Genomic DNA, 20,399 nt, shown 5'->3' on the forward strand with positions numbered 1-20,399 from the left:
AAGAGGGCTGTGGCACTCTTTGTCACATTTCTGCAAGCTTTCCGATCAGAGCGGCGAGAGATCGAAGGGGGCGGGCAGGTCGCGCAGGGTGCCTGCGCCCAACTGCCCCATATTGGCAGTAAGATCGCGCGCGAGCAGATCGATCAGGTGATCAACCCCGCGCGGTCCAAGCGCCGCGAGGGCAAAGTGGAAAGCCCGGCCAAGCATGACGAAATCCGCGCCGAGCGCGAAGGCGCGCAGAATGTCGAGACCCGATTCCACGCCGCTGTCGAAGATCACCGGCAATTTCGTGGCCGCGCGAATGGCGGGCAGCGCCTCGGCGCTGGCCGGGGCTGCGTCGAACTGACGGCCCGCGTGGTTCGAGACCCAGATCGCATCCGCGCCGGCTTTCTCTAGGGCGGTCGCATCTTCTGGGCGCAAGACACCTTTGATCACCAGCGGGCCATCCCAATGGGCGCGCAGCCAGTGCAGATAGTCCCAATCGGGCGCGGTGCGCAGCAGATAGCCGACATGGGCGGTTGGCGGTAGGTTCGCGCTGGCCGTGCCTTCGGTATATTTGTCGAGCATCTTCATATGGGGCAGACCACGCCGCGCCATGCCCATGGCCCAAGCGGGCCGCATCGCCACCTGTGCCATCAGGCGGGGGGTAAGCTTGGGCGGGCTGGTCAAGCCAGATCGGGTCTGCCGCTCACGGCGCGAGGCAACCGGAACATCGACGGTAAGGACGAGTGTGGTAAAATCCGCGGCCTTGGCGCGGGCCAGCATGTCGGTGCGAATCTCGGGGTCCCGCGGGGGGTAGAGTTGGAACCAACCATGCGCGCCCAGATGGGGTGCAATATCTTCGGGGCTTGTGGCGGCAACGGTGGAAAGGCCAAAGGGAATGCCCGCCCGATCCGCCGCGCGGGCAAGGTGAGCTTCGGCATCGGGCCAGATCAGGCCGGACATGCCCAAGGGGGACATGCCGAAGGGCAGGGGCAGCTTTTGGCCCATCAGCTCAACGCTGAGATCAGGTGTGAATTCACCGTGCAACACCGATGGCATAAGCCCGACACGGTCCAAGGCCGCGCGGTTGCGGTGTTTGGTGGCCTCCGTCCCGGTTGCGGAATCAAGGTATTCCCAAACGAATTTAGGCAGGCGCGATTGCGCGCGACTGCGAAGGTCCGAAAGGGCGGGATAGGTTGCATGTAGGTCCATGGCGGCATTTGCGCCAAAGGGTTACGGATTGTCCAGATAGAGAGGAAGCGCGGAGATCGAGCCGGCGCTCCGCCGTCGGCGTAAGGGCGCTGCGCGTGCAGCGCTGTTTTCCGCCCGCCGGGTTACTGGCGGAAAGTTGACCGGGCAAGCGGTGCTGCTTCGCTGATCTTACGGTTCGGCGCGGTGGGTAGGTTGTCGGCCATATCCACAAGTGCTGCGATGGCCGCTTCGATTTCGTCGCTGTCGCCGTTGGTCCCCCCATCCATATCGATCAAATGCACGGTCGGGGTCGCCTCGGCATCCAGACGTTCCTGCGCGATCGAGCGGAGCTCTTGCATTGTGCTGTCGATGGCGCGGCAAAGCCCGGCCAGCATCCCCGCCGATCCGGTGAGTTTCGCCGGGTCGATCAGCCCTTTTTCAGCGGCATCCAGCACCGTGGAAATTTGTTCGAGTTTGAACGAAGAGGTCGCCGCGAAATAGCGCACATCTTCAAAAGCGAGGGTGTCGCGGTTATCCCGTTGCACCCGTTCCACCACAATAGCGCTGCCCACAACCCGATCAAGACCGCGGTAGGACTGGACATGATGCAGCGTGGTGTCCCAGATCAGCGGCCCACGCGGCATATGCAGCATCTCACGGTAGCGGATTTGACCCGCGTTTGAGACGCAGCGCGCATAGCGTTCATTCACCGCCTCAGCCTCTTCATAGGGCATTAAACTGTGCAGGGGGCGGTTTATCACCTCATCCATCACCATGCCGCTGTGCGCCTCATGGGCGGTGTTGAGGGCAAGAAGTTCGAAGTGCCCGCTGTCGGCGTTCAATTCCGCAATGAACATCGGCAGCTTGAACCGGTCAATCTCTCGGCGCAGTACCGAAGTATCATCGTTTCTGAACATGAGCGGTTCCTCTCGTTTGTCGTTGTGCCATCACATTGCCGCCAAAGCATTATCAACGGGTAAAGATTTGCCCTGCATTTGAAATTCCCTGTCATTGCGCCCCCGCCCCATGGCGCCTAGTAGTCTTTCGAAAGAACATTTGTGGAACGTCTCTTTATCTCGTATCGCGGACGCGCTAGATTGTGGGCATGAGTGATTTTGACGAAATGGACGCCTTTGAGGGCGCTTCCCTGTCCGCCCGCGCCATGGCTGCGCGCCCGCAGCCTTATCTGGAGGGGTTGAACCCCGCCCAGCGTGCTGCGGTGGAGACATTGGATGGCCCTGTGTTGATGCTTGCCGGGGCGGGCACCGGTAAGACGCGGGCGCTGACGGCGCGAATCGTGCATCTGCTCAACACCGGGCGCGCGCGGCCGCATGAGGTGTTGGCGGTCACCTTCACCAACAAAGCCGCGCGGGAGATGAAGAACCGCGTGGGTCAGATGCTAGGCCAGCAAGTGGAGGGGATGCCGTGGCTGGGCACGTTCCACGCGATCTGCGTCAAGCTGCTGCGGCGCCATGCGGAATTGGTGGGGCTGAAAAGCAATTTCACGATCCTCGATACGGATGACCAGCTGCGCCTGCTCAAACAACTGGTCGCCGCAGAGGGGATCGACGACAAACGCTGGCCCGCGCGGATGCTGGCGGGGATCATCGACGGCTGGAAGAACCGCGCCTTGACCCCCGATAAGATTCCAAGCGCGGATGCCGGGGCCTATAACCACCGTGGGCCGGAGATATACGCGCAATATCAACGCCGTCTGGTTGAGCTGAACGCCACCGACTTCGGTGATCTGCTGTTGCATATGGTGACGATTTTTCAGGCACACCCGGATGTGCTGGCCCAGTATCAGCGCTGGTTCAAATACATCCTCGTCGACGAATATCAGGATACCAACGTGGCCCAATACCTCTGGCTGCGGCTGCTGGCGCAGGGGCACAAGAATATTTGTTGCGTCGGTGACGACGACCAGTCGATCTATGGCTGGCGCGGGGCCGAGGTGGGCAACATTCTGCGGTTCGAGACGGATTTCCCCGGCGCCCATGTGGTGAAGCTCGAGCAGAATTACCGCTCGACCCCGCATATTTTGGCCGCCGCGTCTGGCGTGATCGCGGGTAATGAGGGGCGGTTGGGCAAGACCCTGTGGACCGAGGAGACCGAGGGCGAGAAAGTGCGCCTGATCGGCCATTGGGATGGTGAGGAAGAGGCGCGCTGGATCGGGGATGAGATCGAATCCGCGCAGCGTGGCTCACGAGGGCTCGACCCATTCTCGCTGGATGACATGGCGATTCTGGTTCGGGCAAGCCACCAGATGCGCGCCTTTGAAGACCGATTTCTGACCATCGGCCTGCCTTACAAGGTGATCGGTGGCCCCCAATTCTATGAGCGTTTGGAAATCCGCGATGCCATGGCCTATTTCCGCGTGGTCACCAGCCCCGACGATGATCTGGCCTTTGAGCGAATCGTGAACACGCCAAAACGCGGTTTGGGTGAAAAGGCGCAGCAGAAAATCCAGCGCACCGCGCGCGAACATGGGGTGAACCTTGTCGAAGGGGCGCGAATCCTCTTGGCACACGGGGGGATCAGCGGCAAAGGGGCAGCACAACTGCGGCTGTTGATCGACGGGATCGACCGTTGGGCAGCAATGCTGCAAGGCCCCCGGATCGAGATCAGCGAAGACGACGCGGTGCTTGATGATGGCGCGGCGCCGCTGCGGGTCGATTACGGCCCGCCCGAGGTCTCTCATGTTGAACTGGCCGAAATGATTCTCGACGAAAGCGGCTATACCGGCATGTGGCAGAATGACAAAACGCCCGAAGCGCCGGGGCGGTTGGAGAACCTCAAAGAGCTTGTGAAAGCGCTGGAAGGGTTCGAAAACCTGCAAGGCTTCCTCGAACATGTCAGCCTGATCATGGACAATGAACAGGAAGGCGACGGCGAGAAGGTCTCGATCATGACGCTTCATGCGGCCAAGGGGTTGGAATTCCCTATGGTTTTCCTGCCGGGTTGGGAGGACGGATTGTTCCCCTCGCAGCGCTCGATGGATGAAAGCGGGTTAAAGGGGCTCGAAGAAGAGCGACGGCTGGCCTATGTTGGCATCACCCGCGCCGAGCAGATTTGCACGATCTCTTTCGCTGCCAATCGCCGGGTCTTTGGTCAGTGGCAAAACGCGATGCCGTCCCGTTTTATTGATGAGCTGCCCGAAGAGCATGTGGATGTGCTGACCCCGCCGGGGCTTTACGGCGGTGGTTTCGGCGCCGCGATGCCGCAATCCGACCTGCATGACCGCGCGGCAAGCGCCAATGTCTATAACTCCCCGGGGTGGAAACGCCTGCAATCGCGTAGCGGGGCGCGGGGCACCAGTCAGCCGCGCGAAAGCCGCAATGTCACGATCGACATGCAGGCGGTCGCTGCCTTTGAAATGGGCGAGCGGGTTTTCCACGATAAATTCGGCTATGGCGAGGTAATCGGTATGGAGGGCGACAAGATGGAAGTCGCTTTTGAAAAGGCCGGGACCAAGAAGGTCGTGTCGCGTTTCCTGACCGGTGGTAACGACGTGCCGTTCTGACGCGCCATCGTACCGCTAAGGCGAGGCAGTCAAAAGCCCGCCTAAACAAGGCCTTAAAAACAAAAACGACGACACCTTGGGAGGAAGGTGCCGCCGTTTCTATGTCGGCCCGAAGCGTCGAGGGAGGGTCGGCTTCGGGTCTCCTTGCGGGGTCCGCCTCATTCAGGGAGGAGGAAGGTGACGCGCACCCCGACTTTCAGACGGCAGAACAGGGAGGGGTTCTGACGTCCGATCTCTATCTCTGCTTAGCCGCGGGAAGATTCCCATGCGACGCGGCGCAGTTCGGAACGGCTCAGGCCAAGGTCGGCCAGTTCGCGGTTGCTCAACGCGCTCAGACCGTCGAAAGTTTCACGGTACAGACGGTTCTGTTTGTAGCGGGTTGCCAGTGCTTCGAATGCGCCGCCGATACGGGCGAAGACGGAAGTTGTGTTTGCGGTTGTTGTGTTCATGTAAGCCATTTCGGCGCCTCTTTTTTCATCGGTTAATCATCTCGTTGCGTGCTATTTACGCTCTTTCTGCATTTGCACAACGGGCATAAAGTCAATGCCGCTATGCAGAAATCGCATAGGTTTGGATCTGCGCAACTTATTGATTAAAAACGGTTTTGATCCTGCGGCGAAACGGCGCAACGTCATAAAACTGTCATATGGGGGTGGAGTGGGGAAAGGGGGCGACGACATCTGGGAGGAGGTAGATGTCGCCGCCAATTACAGACACATCCGGGAGGAGGATGGAAGCGTCTGGTCTTTCCAAACTCAGCTGCATCCGGGAGGAGGAGGGATGCATCCAAGTCTTGGTCAAATCAGACACATTCGGGAGGAGGATGAATGTGTCTGGTCTTTCCGAAAGCGGGGCGCTTTGCCCTGCCTATGAACCTAAGTTAGCGCTAATTGCTGCGAGTGCACAATATTTCTTTTTGCAATGCTGCTATGCGGCGAAAACATGGTACCCCTGCGTAATCCTTGGGCATTCCGCCTCATCCCTATGCAAAAATAGCCGTCCCCTTGCGCTTGGCGCAGAACCTGCCATTTCAGAAGCCGTAATAGAGGAGAATTTGCGCATGTCTGTGACCAAAGCAGAAGTCGAAGCGGCGCTGGCGCGGGTGCAACTGCCCGACGGGAAAAGCCTGTTGTCCCATGATCTGGTCCGCGCGCTGGTCGTCGAAGGCGATAAAGTGCGATTCGTCATCGAAGCGCCCAACGCCGATGTCGCTCGGCAGATGGCCCCCCTGCGTGACGCCGCAGAGCAGGTGGTGCGCGATTTGCCCGGGGTAGGTGATGTATCGGTTGCCCTGACCGCCCATGGCCCCGCCCCGAAAGCGCCCAGTCTCAAGATTGGTGGGCACCCCAAACCGCAAGAGGGGCCGATGAAGCCCAGTGGCGTGAAGCGCATCCTTGCCATCGGCTCGGGCAAGGGTGGGGTCGGGAAATCAACCGTCAGTTCCAACCTCGCGGTGGCGCTGGCGCGGGCGGGGCGCAAGGTGGGTCTGCTTGACGCAGATATATACGGTCCCAGCCAGCCGCGCATGATGGGGGTGAATAAACGCCCTGCCAGCCCCGACGGCAAAACGATCATTCCGCTGCAGGCCCATGGCGTGACCATGATGTCGATTGGTTTCATGTTGGAAGAGGGCAAGGCCGTGGTCTGGCGCGGGCCGATGCTGATGGGCGCGTTGCAGCAGATGCTGGGGCAGGTGGAATGGGGCGAGCTTGACGTGCTGCTTGTCGATCTGCCGCCCGGTACGGGTGACGTGCAGCTGACGCTCTGCACCAAGTCCGAGTTGTCGGGCGCGATCGTGGTCAGCACACCGCAGGATGTGGCCCTGATCGACGCGCGCAAGGCGCTGGACATGTTCGCGACGCTGAAGACCCCCGTGCTGGGCCTGATCGAGAATATGTCGACATTCGTCTGCCCCGATTGCGGTTCTCAGCATGAGATCTTTGGCCATGGCGGTGTGGCGGCAGAGGCCGACAAGATGGGGGTGCCGCTGCTGGGCAGCCTGCCGATTGATCTCGACACCCGTCTGGCGGGGGATATCGGCACGCCGATCGCTGCAGGCGAAGGGCCGATGGCCGACGCCTATGCGCGTCTTGCGCGGGGTCTGATCGGCGGCGGTATGGCCTGAAACTTGGGGCGCGGGCGGTTACCCCAGTTCGCGCCCTTCGACCAGATGACCATAGAGTGTCGTCAGCATCGAGACGAAAACCAGCCCCTCTATAAGGTAGATCGCTGAATCCAGCATCAGCCGCAGGCCGGGGTCGGCGGGCGGCAACATGCTTGCGATCACGCCTAACAACGTGTTCACCACCGCCAGCAATACGGCCAGCGCCCAGAGCGTGCCTGCCAGCGGTTCCGTCGCGCGCCAGCTTTCGCGCACTGACATAACGTGCCCCAAGGCGGCGGCTGGCAATACCAGGCTGAGCCGCAGCGCCAGCCATAGGAAGGCCACGCCCGCCACCAGTCCGATCAAGAGCAGCGCCGCGGGGCTCGACCCGGTCAGCCCGCCCAAGAGCAACATGGCGAGGCCAATGGGAAGTGCCGCAAGAAACTGGACGAAGCCCAGAACGATGGCGCGCCAGACATAGGCCCCGAACAGACGCGCGCCGGGGCGCAGGTCGGCCCCATCATGGCCAAGCAATACGTAGCGGTGCCAGAGGATGGCCATCAGCGCATAGCCAAGGATGCCGGCCACACCGCAGGCGATCAGGATCAAGAGTTGATCCGTGGGCGGCGGTGTGGCGTTGTCGATCACCTGATCCATCGCCCCAAGCGCATCTCCGGCCAGCACACCCGCCACGGCGGCAGCGCCCATCACCCAAAGCACCGCGGGCAGGATCACCCGCAGCGTGGTGGACGGCGCGTGAAACAGCATGTTCAGGGCGTGGGTGAATAGAGCCGTGGCTTGGATCATGATGAACTCCCTCATTTTGCGGCATTACATGGCGTGGGTGGGCCGAAAGGGCAAGATGCAGTCAGTTAAGGGAGGCGTAGGGCTGGGAAAGCATGGGCGGCTGGGACGTCATGGGAAAAGTCGCGGGAATGCATGGGAAGTCTGGGAAATTATGGGCACGCCTTGCGCTATTGGCGGGTTCTGCCGATTCGCGGGCAGGGGAGTTGACCTGCATTCCGAAGCCTCCATACAGTTTCCGCAGAACAGGCAACGAACACGCCCTGTGGATAACTATGTGAGCAAATTTTAGTGGGAAACTGTGGGAATTTGTGCAGCCCGCAATTCGTTAACAAGATATTGTGTTTGAGGCCTAAGGAAGCTCAAGTTAAGCCATTTTCCGCTCAAAAAGTTATACCAGATGTTGTTCACACAGCCTGTGCAAAACAAAATATTGGGCATATTTCCAAAAAATATGTAGACGCCCATCAATTCCCATGGCATCCCTAGTGCATCGGATGAGAACGGGACACGGGGCAGCAAACGACCCCAAAAATAATCAAAACCTAGCAGGTTTCATACAGGCACCTCGCTTTCATCAGACCAAAGAGATCCGGCGCGTGAGCGAGCAGACATCCCCCCAGGTGGCGCGCGCAGTCGGACTTCCCCCGCCAAGCTGCGGGACGTGGGCGGCGGGTTGATCAGTGGCAGCAGATCAACCCGCCGTTTCCATTTCCGGGGCAGGGCAGAAAGACGAAAAAACGAATTAAGCGCGAACGCGCAAGAGGCAGGGACAGAACGTGAGCCGCAGGTTCAGAGGCGAAAGCCAACACAAAGTCGATACGAAGGGGCGGGTGTCTATCCCAGCCTCTTTTCGGCGTGTATTGGAGGCTGGCGATCCGAACTGGAAAAACGGCGACAACCCTGAGCTGGTCATTGTCTATGGCGATCAGCGCCGCGACTACCTTGAATGCTACACGATGGAAGCCATCGAAGAGGTCGACGCCAAGATCGACCGCATGCCGCGCGGCTCCATGCAGCGTAAGGCGCTTCAGCGTCTGTTCCACGGCCAGTCTTTCCCGACCACGGTAGATGAGACAGGCCGTTTGGTGCTGCCCGCCAAGCTGCGCAACAAAATTGATCTCAACGGCGAGGCGTTCTTTATCGCTGCCGGTGACACCTTCCAGATTTGGAAGCCCGAAACCTACGAGACCGAGGAAGAATCCTGGCAGCAAGAACTGCCCGACGATGTCGACCCGCTCTCGTTCCTTGATGGTGACATGGAGGTCTGACGGAATGGTTGCTGCCTCTGACCCTTCCGCCCCTCACACCCCCGTTCTGCTGCGTCCTATTCTAAACGCCGTGGCGCCCGTGGAAGGGGTCTGGCTTGACGGTACCTTTGGCGCGGGCGGCTACACCCGTGGCTTTCTAGAGGCCGGGGCCGCGCGTGTGATCGCGGTGGACCGTGACCCTCTGGCGTTCGAGATGGCAGCGGAATGGGCGGGCGACTACAGTGACCGCATCACCATGCAGCAGGGCGTCTTCTCGCGCATGGATGAATATGCCCAAGATCTTGATGGGGTGGTGCTGGATCTCGGCGTTTCTTCGATGCAGCTTGATCAGGCCGAGCGTGGGTTCTCCTTTATGAAGGATGGCCCGCTCGACATGCGGATGAGCCAAGACGGCCCCTCGGCGGCTGATCTGGTGAATGAGGCCGAAGAAGAGATCATCGCCAACATCCTGTTTCAATATGGTGAAGAACGCGCCTCCCGCCGGATCGCCAAGGCGATTGTCCGCGCCCGAGAAGACGCGCCGATCACCACCACATTGGAATTGGCCAAACTGGTCGAAGGCTGCCTGCCACGTTCCAAGCCCGGCCAGAGCCATCCCGCCACGCGCAGCTTCCAAGCGCTGCGCATCGCGGTGAACAATGAATATGGCGAGCTGTTCCAAGGGCTTATGGCCGCAGAGCGCGCGCTAAAGCCGGGCGGGAAACTGGCTGTGGTGACCTTTCATTCGGTCGAGGACCGCATGGTCAAACGCTTCCTCACCGCGCGGGCAGGGGCCGGGGGCAATGCTAACCGTTTTGCCCCGGCGCTTGAACAGGCGCCGCCGCAGTTTACACTCAAATCCCGCAAGGCAATCGGGCCTGATGCGCAGGAATTGGACGAAAACCCGCGCAGCCGTTCGGCCAAACTGCGGGTTGCCACGCGCACCGATGCGCCCAGTGGTGAGATTGATGCGAAATCCATCGGCATGCCGATGGTCAGGGGGATCTGAGAGATGCGCACGGTGATGTATATCCTCACCACCATTGCCGTGGTTGGGCTGGCCTTCTGGGCTTACCGCGAGAATTACGCGACCCAGCAGGCCCTGAGCGATGCCGACAGGCTACATGCCAATATCCGCGCCGCCCATGCCCGTCTGGCGGTGCTGCGCGCCGAATGGGCGTTCCAAAACCGCCCTGACCGGCTGCGCGATCTGGCCGATCTGAACTTTGACCGCCTCGGCCTGTTGCCACTGCATCCCGGCCAATTCGGTCAGGTCGATCAGGTGGCCTATCCGCAGCCGCCGTCCGAACTGCTGCCGATCACCGATCCTGTGGATGTCTCGACCATGAATTACGACGCGCTCACCGGCGCGGATGAGTCCGAGGAGGACTTCGAATGATCCGCACCCCGCTTCGCCCATTGGCCCGCATCCTCGACGCCCGCGAAAAGGGCGAAAACCCCGACGCGATCGAGCGTGAGAACAAGCGCATCCGCCATGAGCAAATGCGCGACAAGGCCCGGATGCGTGCCGAAGGGCGGCTGTTGGTCCTTGGCGTCTGTTTCCTCTGTGCCTTCACCGTGATCGGCGGGCGCATGGGTCTGCTGGCGATGTCAGAGCCTTCCGAGCCACGCGGCCATGCGCCGGGGGCCGTGATCTCGGCCTCGCGCGCGGATATCACCGACCGTAACGGCAACCTGCTGGCCACCAATTTCGAGACCCATGCGCTCTATGCGCAGCCGCGTCACATGATCGACCCTGAGATGGCCGCGAAGAAGCTGGTCAAAATCTTTCCCGACCTCAAGGAAGAGCGTCTGATCAAGGACTTCACAGGCAAGCGTAAGTTCCTGTGGATAAAGAAGAAAATCAGCCCAGAGCAGATGCAGGCCGTGCATGATATCGGCGATCCGGGGCTGCTGTTCGCACCGCGCGACATGCGCCTTTATCCAAACGGTTCGCTGGCCGCACATGTGCTCGGCGGGGCGAGTTACGGCAAAGAAGGCGTCCACGCCGCCGAGGTGATCGGCGTCGCGGGGGCCGAGAAATATTTCGACGACTACCTGCGCGACCCGGCCAATGGCGCGAAACCGTTGGAGCTGTCGCTCGACCTGACCGTGCAAGCGGCATCTGAGCGGGTGCTCTATGGCGGCATGAAGCTGATGAACGCCAAGGGTGCAACCAGCATTCTGATGGATGTGCACACTGGCGAAGTGATCTCGGTCGCGTCGCTGCCTGATTTCGACCCCAACAACCGCCCGCGTCCGCTGACCCAAGGGGATGCGTCTGACAGCCCGCTGTTCAACCGGTCGGTGCAGGGGGTTTACGAGCTCGGCTCGACCTTCAAAATCTTTGCGGCAGCTCAGGCGGTGGAGTTGGGCCTGTTCAACGCCGACACGATCATCGACACCTCTGGCCCGATGAAGGTTGGCGGTTTCCGCATCGGTGAATTCCGCAACAAGAACTACGGCAAGCTGAGCGTCGCCGACATCATCGTGCATTCCTCGAACCGGGGCACAGGCCGGATGGCACTGGAAATCGGCATCGAGCGGCAGCAAGAGTTCCTCAAAAGCCTTGGTTTCTTTGAACCTACCCCCTTTGAGATCGTCGAAGCCTCGGGCGGGAAGCCGCTGTTGCCGAGCCGCTGGACCGAATTGTCGAGCGTCACGATCTCCTATGGTCACGGCCTGTCGAGCACGCCGATGCACCTTGCCGCGGGCTATGCAGCCATCGCCAATGGCGGGCGCGTGGTGAAGCCCACGCTGCTGAAACAATCCGCCCCCCAGCTCGGCCCCCGCGTCATGTCGGAAGAGACTGCAGCACAGGCCCGCAATATGCTGCGCAAGGTCGTCACCGATGGCACGGCGAGCTTTGCCGAGGTGCCCGGCTATCAGATCGCGGGCAAGACTGGCACGGCGGACAAGCCCAAGCCAACTGGTGGCTATTATGAGGACAAGGTGATCAACACTTTCGCCAGCATCTTTCCCATCGATAACCCCAAATATGTGCTGATCGTCACCTTGGACGAACCGGTGGAAACCTCTGGGCCGAAACCGCGCCGCACGGCGGGTTGGACAGCCGTGCCCGTGGCCGCTGAGATGGTCCGCCGCATCGCGCCTTTGCTGGGGCTACGCCCGGCTGTTGAACCGGTGAACGACGCTGTGCTAACGCTGACCAGCAGCAACTGAAAAGACATCTCTATGACCGACCGGGCCGTACCCCTTTCCTCCCTCGGGCTGACCGCGCGGGCGGGGGCCAACCCCATGATCACCGGGATCGCCGTGGACAGCCGTGAGGTCCGCGAAGGCACGCTCTTCGCCGCCATGCCGGGCAGCCGCGTGCATGGGGCAGAGTTCATTCAATACGCCCTGCGGATGGGCGCGGCGGCGGTGCTGACCGACGCGGCAGGGGCGAAACTCGCCGCCGAGGAACTGGCGGGCTCTGACGCGGCGCTGGTGGTCTCCGACTCCCCGCGCGAAGCGCTGGCGCGGACGGCGGCTCTGTGGTTCGGCGGCCAGCCCGCCACGATGATTGCCGTGACTGGCACCAACGGAAAAACCTCGGTCTCGACCTTTGTGCGCCAGATTTGGGTTGAGATGGGATTGCCTGCCGTGAACCTTGGCACCACCGGGGTCGAGGGCGCATGGGCCGCACCGCTGGCGCATACCACGCCCGAGCCGATCACCCTGCACCGCACGCTGGCCGAGGCCGCACAGAACGGCATCACCCATGCGGCGATGGAGGCATCAAGCCACGGGCTTGACCAGCGCCGTTTGGACGGGGTGACGCTCAAGGCGGCGGGGTTCACTAACTTCACCCAAGACCACCTTGATTATCACGAAACATTCGAGGCCTATTTCGCCGCAAAGGCCGCGCTTTTCGCCCGCGTCTTGCCCGAAGACGGCACCGCAGTGGTCAATATTGACGACGAAAAAGGCGTCGACACCGCCGCCATCGCCCGCGCGCGCGGCTGTGAGGTCATCACCGTGGGCCGGGACGGGGGCGATCTGCATTTGCAGGGCCAGCGTTTCGACGCAACCGGGCAAGACTTGCGCTTTAGCTGGCGCGGCAAGACCTATCAAAAGCGGCTTAATCTGATCGGCGGTTTTCAGGGCGATAACGTGTTGCTGGCCGCCGGGCTGGTCATCGCCTGCGGGGCCGACCCGCAAGAGGTTTTTGACACACTGCCGCATCTCACCACCGTGCGGGGCCGGATGCAGCTTGCCGCCACCCGCGACAATGGCGCGGCGGTGTTTGTGGACTACGCCCATACGCCCGATGCCGTGGCCACCGCACTCGCCGCCATGCGCCCGCATGTCATGGGACGGCTCCTTGCCATCGTGGGCGCGGGCGGGGACCGAGACCGGGCCAAGCGCCCCTTGATGGGGCAGGCAGCGGCCGAGAATGCGGATATGGTGATTGTCACCGACGACAACCCGCGCAGCGAAGACCCGGCAAGCATCCGTGCCGCCGTGCTGGGCGGCGCACCCGACGCGATGGAGGTTGGCGACCGGGCAGAAGCCATCCTGCGCGGCGTCGATGCTTTGGAGCCGGGCGACGCGCTGCTGATCGCGGGAAAGGGCCATGAAACCGGGCAGACCGTTGGCGATGACGTGCTGCCTTTTGACGATGTGGAACAGGCCAGCGTGGCCGTGGCGGCACTGGACGGGAGATTGGCATGAGCCTTTGGACAGCGACAGAAGCGGCGGAAGCCACGGGGGGGCACGCGCAGGGCGATTGGGCCTGCAACGGTGTGTCGATTGACACGCGGACCTTGCAGCCCGGCGATCTCTTCGTGGCCCTCAAGGCCGCGCGGGACGGGCATGAGTTCGTGGCGCAAGCGCTTGATAATGGCGCGGCAGCGGCTTTGGTGACCCATATTCCCGAAGGCGTGGCGCAAGATGCGCCGCTTTTGATCGTCGATGATGTGCAAACAGCGCTCGAAGCGCTTGGCCGGGCAGGGCGCGCTCGGCTTGGTCCGCAGGCCAAGGTGGCGGCGGTGACCGGCAGCGTTGGCAAAACCTCGACCAAGGAAATGCTGCTGGCGATCTTTGGCGATCAGGGTCGCGCCCATGCCAGCGTCGACAGCTACAACAACCATTGGGGCGTACCGCTAACACTCGCGCGGATGCCACGCGATACCGATTATGCGGTGATTGAGATCGGCATGAACCACCCCGGAGAGATTGCACCGCTCGCCAAACAGGCGCGGCCCGACGGGGCGATGGTGACCAATGTTGCCGCCGTGCACCTCGAAGCCTTTAAGGATGTCGCTGCCATCGCGGTGGAAAAGGCCAGCATATTTGACGGCATGGAGCCGGGCGGCGTGGCGGTGATCAACGCCGACCACGCGCACAGCGATATCGTATTGTCCAAAGCCGTGGACCGGGGCCTGCGAGAGACGACCTTCGGCCAGAAGGGGCATCATTACAAGCTGGGCGAGGTCAAGGTGCAGGGCGATGCCACCGTGGCCCAAGCCGAGGTCGAAGGCGCACCGCTGCTATATAAAATCGCCACGCCGGGACGGCACTTTGCCATGAACGCGCTCGGCGCACTGGCACTGGCCGAGGCGCTTGGCGCGGATCGGGCGCTGGCGGTGCAATCGTTGGGCCGCTGGTCGCCCTATGCCGGACGCGGGGTGCGCGAGCGCATCCAACTGGACCCCGTGGATACCTATCTGGCGCTGGAGTTGATCGACGACAGCTATAACGCTAACCCGACCTCCATGGCCGCGGCGCTAGAGGTGCTGGCGGCCTCGGAAGTGACCCATGACATCGGGCGCGTCAGCAAGGGGCGGCGGATCGCTTTTGTCGGCGATATGAAAGAACTCGGCCCCGAGGCGTTGGCGCTGCATGCGGGGCTGGCCGATCTGGAGGCCACCCGCGCGCTTGACGTGGTGCATTGCGTCGGCCCGTTGATGAAAGCCTTCTACGACAACCTGCCCGAACACCAGCGCGGCGACTGGACCGAGACCGCCGAAGAGATGTTGCAAGGACTCCGCGCACGTCTCGATTCCGGCGATGTCGTGCTGATCAAAGGGTCGCTTTCGATGAAGCTGGGCAGTATTGTTGACGCCATCCGCAAAATGGGCCATCCGGTTCCGACCGCCTGATCGGCGAATAACCCCAACATGATGAGTTAGGACGCGATATATGCTCTATTGGTTGACGCTGCTGTCGGATGGCGGCGATTTTTTTAACCTGTTTCGCTATATCACTTTCCGCGCGGGCGGGGCGTTTCTAACGGCATTGGTATTTGGCTTTATCTTTGGCAAACCGCTGATCGAAGTGCTGCGCAAACGGCAGGGCAAGGGCCAACCGATCCGCGATGACGGCCCCGAGGGGCACTTCGCCAAGGCGGGCACTCCCACCATGGGCGGGCTGCTGATCGTGGGGGCCTTGTTGACCTCGACCCTGCTTTGGGCGCGGCTCGACAATCCTTTCGTCTGGCTCGTGCTTTTCGTCACGATGAGCTTTGCCGCCATCGGCTATGCCGACGACCACGCCAAGGTCAGCAAGCAAAACACCGATGGGGTACCGGGTAAGGTGCGGCTTTTGCTGGGCTTTCTTATTGCGGGCATCGCCGGCTACTGGGCCGCGCAATACCATCCGACAGAGTTGCAGTACCAACTTGCCCTGCCGGTCTTCAAAGACACGCTGATCAACCTCGGCGTGCTGTTTGTGCCCTTCGCGATCATCGTCATCGTCGGCTCGGCCAATGCGGTGAACCTTACCGACGGGCTGGATGGCTTGGCCATCATGCCGGTGATGATTGCCGCAGGCGCGCTTGGCGTCATTGCCTATGCCGTGGGCCGGGTGGACTTCACCGATTATCTCGATGTGCACTATGTACCGGGCACGGGGGAAATCCTGATCTTCACCGCCGGTCTCTTTGGGGGTGGCCTCGGGTTCCTGTGGTACAACGCGCCGCCCGCCGCCGTCTTCATGGGCGACACCGGCTCCTTGGCACTCGGCGGCGCTTTGGGCGCGATTGCCGTGGCCACGAAACACGAGCTGGTGCTGGCGATTGTCGGCGGGCTTTTCGTGGTCGAGGCGCTGTCGGTCATCGTGCAGGTGCTTTACTTCAAACGCACCGGCAAACGGGTTTTCCTGATGGCACCGATCCACCACCACTATGAGAAAAAGGGCTGGGCCGAGCCGCAGATCGTGATCCGCTTCTGGATCATCTCGCTGATCCTCGCCCTGCTGGGGCTGGCGACGCTCAAGGTGCGCTAAGCGCTTAGAAGATCGACCAATCCATGTGACGCGCCAAAAGGGCCAGTGCTTCGGTGCCCTTTTGGCTGTTGCCATAACGGTTCAACCCCGGTGACCAGACCGCGATGCTGGCCCGCCCCGGGACGATGGCCAGAATGCCGCCGCCCACGCCGGATTTGCCCGGCAGACCCACGCGGTAGGCAAAATCGCCCGACCCATCGTAATGTCCACAGGTCAGCATCAGCGCGTTCAGCCGCCGGATGCGGCTTGGCGCGACCAAGCGCGGCACGTCCGGCGCTTCGATCAGGAAGCGCCCCGCCATGGCAAGCTGCTGTACCGTCATCTCCATCGCGCAGTGGTGGAAATAGGTGCCAAGCGTCCGCTCCGGCGCGTTGATGAGGTTGCCGTAGGATTTTAGAAAATGCGCCAGCGCGAAATTGCGGTGGCCGAAATCGGTCTCTGATGCGGCGACGGTGTCGTTGATGTGGATGTCATCTGTGCCCGCAGCTTCCCGCACGAAGCGCATGATCTCGGCCAGTGCTTCGCGCGGCTCGCGGTTGCCCAGAACCTCGTCAGTGGTAACAATCGCGCCAGCGTTGATGAACGGATTGCGCGGGCGGCCCTGTTCCTGCTCAAGCTGTACGATGGAGTTGAACGCCCGCCCCGAAGGCTCGCGCCCCACACGGTGCCACAGTTGGTCGCCCGACCGGCCAAGGGCGATGGCGAGCGTGAAGACCTTGGTGATCGACTGCACCGAAAAGGGCACCTGCGTATCGCCCGCCACATGGCACTGGCCATCCGCCGTCACCACCGCGATGCCGAACTGTGCCGGGTCCACCGTAGCCAGTTGCGGAATATAGGCCGCCACGTCGCCCCAATGGTCGTCTTCGCGCATCATGTCATTGAGGCGCGGCAACACATCGTTAAGGTCGGGTTTCGCGGGGCTGGACATCTTTGGCGACCTCTGGCTTGTGATGAGCGCATCATGCCCCCATTCTGGGGTCAACGGGTATCAGGGGATTGCAGATGATTCCAGTACAGGGCTTGGAAGGCGCACGCGTGGCGGTGCTGGGATTGGGCCGCTCGGGCCTGAGTGCGGCACGCGCGTTGCAGGCGGGCGGGGCCAAGGTCAGCTGTTGGGACGATGACCCGGCAGCACGCGCACGGGCCGAGCGGGAGGGGTTCGCCTGTGTCGATCTCAACACCCCCGGCGCGCTTGATAAAATCACCCGGCTGATCGTCAGCCCCGGCATTCCGCACCTCTACCCCGCGCCGAACCCGGTGGTCGCCGCTGCCCTCGACGCAGGCGTGCCGGTGGACAATGACATCGGCCTGTTTTTCCAAAGTTTTGCGACACTGGCATGGGATCACTACGATGTCGCACCGCGCGTCGTGGCGGTGACCGGCTCGAACGGCAAATCCACCACTTCGGCGTTGATCCATCATATTCTTGAGCATGTCGGGCGGCCCTGCCAATTGGCGGGAAATATCGGGCGCGGGGTCTTGGACCTCGACCCTGCCGTGGATGGCGAGGTCGTGGTGTTGGAACTCAGCAGCTATCAGACCGAACTTGCCCGCGCGCTAACGCCTGATGTGGCGGTCTTTACCAATCTCAGCCCAGACCATTTGGACCGTCACGCGGGCATGGGCGGCTACTACGCCGCGAAACGTCGGCTGTTCTCCGAAGGCGGGCCAGACCGCGCGGTGATCGGTGTGGACGAGGCCGAGGGCCGTTTCCTCGCCGGGCAAATGAGCGAGGGACCAAGCGATGACCGGGTGATCCGCATCAGTGCGGAGACCAAACTCTCTGGCCCCGGCTGGCAGGTCTTTGCCAAAAAGGGGTTCTTGAGCGAATACCGCCGTGGCAAACAGGTCGGCTCGATCGATCTGCGCAGCATTCAGGGGCTGCCGGGTTCGCATAACCATCAAAACGCCTGTGCAGCCTATGCCGCCTGTCGCGCGCTTGGCCTCGCCCCGCGCGTGATTGAGGCGGCGTTCCACAGTTTCGGCGGCTTGCCCCATCGCAGCCAGACCGTGGCCGAGGCGAATGGCGTGCGCTTTGTCAACGACAGCAAAGCCACCAATGTCGACAGCGCGGCCAAGGCGCTGGCCGCTTTCCGCAACATCCGCTGGATCTGCGGCGGGTTGGAGAAAGAGGGCGGGCTGAAAGGGTTGGCAGAGGCCCAAGGCGCGGTACGCAAGGCCTATGTCATTGGCCGCGAGGCCGCGCATTTCGCCATGCAGTTGACGACCGAAGCCGAAGTCTGCGGCACGATGGAGAAAGCCGTGGCGCGGGCTGCGGCAGAGGCGGAGGAAGGCGATGTTGTCCTGCTCGCCCCGGCTGCGGCAAGTTTCGATCAATATGACAATTTCGAACGGCGTGGTGAGGATTTCGTGGCGCAGGTGCAAAAGGCACTCTCGGAGTAATCCGCGCGCCTAGCCGCTAATCGCCCGCGCCGCGGCCATGCCCGAGGACCAGGCCCACTGGAAGTTATACCCGCCGAGCCAGCCGGTCACGTCCACCGCTTCGCCGATGAAATAGAGACCGGGCACGTCCTTCGCCGCCATGGTTTTGGACGAGAGCGCATCGGTATCCACACCGCCCAAAGTGACCTCAGCCGTGCGATAGCCTTCGGTGCCGCCGGGGTGCAATTGCCAGTTCTGCAACGCCTCCACAAAGGCGATGAGCCGTGCGTCGGACCAATCCGCCAAGTTGCCTGAGAGGTCAAACTCTTGGCCTAAATAGTCCACCAACCGCGCGGGCAGGTGCTGCGCGAGGATGGTGGTAAAGTTCCGCCGCCCCGCAAGCTGCCTTTGATCGCGCAGGGCGTCCAACAGAGTGCCCTCGGGGGCAAGGTTCACCGTGATCGGCGCGCCCTCTTGCCAGTAAGACGACGCCTGCAAAACCGCGGGGCCAGAGAGGCCACGGTGGGTGAACAGCAGCGCCTCGTCAAAGCCAGTGGCCCCGGCAGTGATGCGCGCAGGGGTCGCCACACCGGCCAGCGGCGCAAAGCGGCCTTCGGCAAAGGTGAAAGGCACCAGACCGGCGCGTGTATCGGTCACCTTCAGGCCGAACTGACGCGCGATGTCATAGGCGATGCCGGTCGCGCCCATCTTGGGGATCGACTTGCCGCCGGTGGCGATTACAAGGCTGCGCGCGGTAACTTTCACTGTCTTATCAGGTGTTTGCAAATCAAAGGTAAAGTGGCCATCGGCCTTTGCAAAATTGCTGGCGCTGCTCTGCAATTGCAGATCGACCCCGGCCTTTTGCATCAACCCGCGCAGCATGGCGATGATCTCTTTCGCGCTGGTATCGCAGAAGAGTTGGCCCAGCGTTTTCTCATGCCACGCGATGCCGTGGCGATCGACCAGTTCGATGAAATCCCACTGGGTATAGCGCGCCAGTGCGGATTTGGCGAAATGCGGGTTCTGGCTGAGAAACGCCTGCGGCTCGCAATACATATTGGTGAAATTGCACCGCCCGCCGCCCGAGATGCGAATTTTCTCGCCCGGCGCTTTGGCATGGTCCACCACCAACACGCGCCCGCCCGTGTGGGCCGCGCACATCATGCCAGCGGCTCCGGCTCCAATGATGGCTGTATCAACTTGCATGGGCGCGCTCTGCCCGAATGCGAAGGCCCGGTCAAGAAGACGTGAGAGTGGTTGTCCGTTCACGCTGACGGCATAGCTGGAGGCAAGACGCAATTTGAACAGGAGCAGAGAATGACCAAATTGACCGCAGAACAGGATTTCCCGAAGATCGATGTGGCCAAACTCGGCGGCGGCACGCTGACCTTGGGCCAACCGCAAGAGGGGCGCGACTGGCAGTTGGTGGTGGTCTACCGCGGGCTGCACTGCCCGATCTGCAAAAAGTACCTCGCCCAGTTGGAAAAGCTGCAAAGCCAGTTTCATGAGATCGGTGTGGATGTGATCGCCGTTTCGGGCGACCCCGAGGAAAAGGCCAAATCCATGGCCGAAGAAGACAGCCTGACCCTGCCCATCGGCTATGATCTGAGCCTCGAACAGATGGCCGATCTTGGCCTCTACATCTCTGACCCGCGCAGCCCGCAGGAGACCGACCGGCCCTTCGCCGAACCAGCCACCTTTGTCATCAACGACGAAGGCAAGCTGCAGATCGTCGACATCTCTAACGCGCCCTTCGCGCGGCCCGAGTTGGAGGGGCTGTTGAACGGCCTCAAGTTCGTTCGCGACAAAGGCTACCCGGTGCGCGGCACCCACAAGGCCGCCTGATAGGGCGACCACAGGCGACGACCTGAAAGGGCGGCCAGACTGCCCGGCGGCGGGGCCTTGCACGGCCCCGCTTGCCCCGCCTGCC

General features: G+C 61.9%; 17 protein-coding genes. 11 read left to right on the forward strand and 6 right to left on the reverse strand.

Annotated features, from left to right (window positions below; genetic code table 11):
• Positions 1-45 precede the first annotated feature (45 nt).
• Both R1T45_RS11210 and R1T45_RS11215 read right to left on the reverse strand, forming a co-directional pair.
• Positions 46-1,194, reverse strand: coding sequence for an alpha-hydroxy acid oxidase (locus tag R1T45_RS11210; RefSeq protein ID WP_317390852.1), 1,149 nt, complete (start codon positions 1,192-1,194; stop codon positions 46-48).
• A gap of 122 nt (positions 1,195-1,316) precedes the next feature.
• Positions 1,317-2,090: a hypothetical protein gene (locus tag R1T45_RS11215; RefSeq protein WP_120351391.1), complete on the reverse strand. Its 774-nt coding sequence runs from the start codon at positions 2,088-2,090 to the stop codon at positions 1,317-1,319.
• 188 nt (positions 2,091-2,278) lie between these two features.
• Between R1T45_RS11215 and R1T45_RS11220 the strand changes: the two genes are divergently transcribed.
• Entirely contained in the window at positions 2,279-4,696 is a 2,418-nt protein-coding gene (locus R1T45_RS11220) for an ATP-dependent helicase (RefSeq protein WP_317390853.1), read from the forward strand.
• Between the two features lie 245 nt (positions 4,697-4,941).
• Here the strand turns inward: R1T45_RS11220 and R1T45_RS11225 are convergent, their stop codons facing one another.
• A complete protein-coding gene (locus R1T45_RS11225) occupies positions 4,942-5,154 on the reverse strand; it encodes a DUF1127 domain-containing protein (protein WP_317390854.1) in 213 nt (70 codons plus the stop codon).
• 602 nt (positions 5,155-5,756) lie between these two features.
• On the opposite strand from R1T45_RS11225, the gene R1T45_RS11230 reads away from it, so the two are divergent.
• Positions 5,757-6,821 (forward strand): Mrp/NBP35 family ATP-binding protein, encoded by a 1,065-nt coding sequence (locus R1T45_RS11230; protein WP_317390855.1) that lies wholly within the window; start codon positions 5,757-5,759, stop codon positions 6,819-6,821.
• 18 nt (positions 6,822-6,839) lie between these two features.
• Here R1T45_RS11230 and R1T45_RS11235 read toward each other — a convergent pair whose 3' ends face one another.
• Complete coding sequence (locus R1T45_RS11235; protein WP_317390856.1) at positions 6,840-7,607, reverse strand: hypothetical protein; 768 nt, start codon at positions 7,605-7,607, stop codon at positions 6,840-6,842.
• 776 nt (positions 7,608-8,383) lie between these two features.
• Here R1T45_RS11235 and mraZ point away from each other — a divergent pair.
• The 7 genes from mraZ to mraY are packed head-to-tail and all read left to right on the forward strand — an operon-like array spanning position 8,384 to position 16,084.
• Positions 8,384-8,875, forward strand: coding sequence for a division/cell wall cluster transcriptional repressor MraZ (gene mraZ, locus R1T45_RS11240; RefSeq protein WP_317390857.1), 492 nt, complete (start codon positions 8,384-8,386; stop codon positions 8,873-8,875).
• 4 nt (positions 8,876-8,879) lie between these two features.
• Positions 8,880-9,863, forward strand: coding sequence for a 16S rRNA (cytosine(1402)-N(4))-methyltransferase RsmH (gene rsmH / locus R1T45_RS11245; RefSeq protein ID WP_317390858.1), 984 nt, complete (start codon positions 8,880-8,882; stop codon positions 9,861-9,863).
• 3 nt (positions 9,864-9,866) lie between these two features.
• The gene (locus R1T45_RS11250; protein WP_067935365.1) at positions 9,867-10,253 is read left to right on the forward strand and encodes a cell division protein FtsL; all 387 of its coding nucleotides are present in this window, start codon (positions 9,867-9,869) and stop codon (positions 10,251-10,253) included.
• On the forward strand, positions 10,250-12,037 hold the full coding sequence (locus R1T45_RS11255) for a penicillin-binding protein 2 (RefSeq protein ID WP_317390859.1): 1,788 nt from the start codon (positions 10,250-10,252) through the stop codon (positions 12,035-12,037). Before R1T45_RS11250 ends, R1T45_RS11255 begins: the two co-directional genes overlap by 4 nt.
• Before the next feature lie 12 nt (positions 12,038-12,049).
• Positions 12,050-13,531, forward strand: a complete 1,482-nt coding sequence (locus tag R1T45_RS11260) for a UDP-N-acetylmuramoyl-L-alanyl-D-glutamate--2,6-diaminopimelate ligase (RefSeq protein WP_317390860.1) — start codon at positions 12,050-12,052, stop codon at positions 13,529-13,531.
• Entirely contained in the window at positions 13,528-14,961 is a 1,434-nt protein-coding gene (locus R1T45_RS11265) for a UDP-N-acetylmuramoyl-tripeptide--D-alanyl-D-alanine ligase (protein WP_317390861.1), read from the forward strand. Before R1T45_RS11260 ends, R1T45_RS11265 begins: the two co-directional genes overlap by 4 nt.
• 40 nt (positions 14,962-15,001) lie before the next feature.
• The gene (gene mraY / locus R1T45_RS11270) at positions 15,002-16,084 is read left to right on the forward strand and encodes a phospho-N-acetylmuramoyl-pentapeptide-transferase (protein ID WP_120351382.1); all 1,083 of its coding nucleotides are present in this window, start codon (positions 15,002-15,004) and stop codon (positions 16,082-16,084) included.
• A gap of 4 nt (positions 16,085-16,088) precedes the next feature.
• On the opposite strand, the gene R1T45_RS11275 is transcribed toward mraY, so the two are convergent.
• Positions 16,089-17,015 (reverse strand): glutaminase, encoded by a 927-nt coding sequence (locus R1T45_RS11275; protein WP_120351381.1) that lies wholly within the window; start codon positions 17,013-17,015, stop codon positions 16,089-16,091.
• A 74-nt stretch (positions 17,016-17,089) separates the two neighbouring features.
• Between R1T45_RS11275 and murD the strand changes: the two genes are divergently transcribed.
• The gene (gene murD / locus R1T45_RS11280) at positions 17,090-18,490 is read left to right on the forward strand and encodes a UDP-N-acetylmuramoyl-L-alanine--D-glutamate ligase (RefSeq protein ID WP_132444474.1); all 1,401 of its coding nucleotides are present in this window, start codon (positions 17,090-17,092) and stop codon (positions 18,488-18,490) included.
• Between the two features lie 9 nt (positions 18,491-18,499).
• Here murD and R1T45_RS11285 read toward each other — a convergent pair whose 3' ends face one another.
• Positions 18,500-19,675 carry an NAD(P)/FAD-dependent oxidoreductase gene (locus R1T45_RS11285; RefSeq protein ID WP_317390862.1) on the reverse strand — a complete coding sequence of 392 codons (1,176 nt, stop codon included), beginning with the start codon at positions 19,673-19,675 and terminating at the stop codon, positions 18,500-18,502.
• A 111-nt stretch (positions 19,676-19,786) separates the two neighbouring features.
• Between R1T45_RS11285 and R1T45_RS11290 the strand changes: the two genes are divergently transcribed.
• Entirely contained in the window at positions 19,787-20,314 is a 528-nt protein-coding gene (locus R1T45_RS11290; RefSeq protein ID WP_120351378.1) for a peroxiredoxin-like family protein, read from the forward strand.
• Positions 20,315-20,399: the final 85 nt, after the last annotated feature.

This window comes from Sulfitobacter sp. LC.270.F.C4 (assembly GCF_032922545.1).
GTDB classification, from domain to species: Bacteria; Pseudomonadota; Alphaproteobacteria; order Rhodobacterales; family Rhodobacteraceae; genus Sulfitobacter; species Sulfitobacter profundi.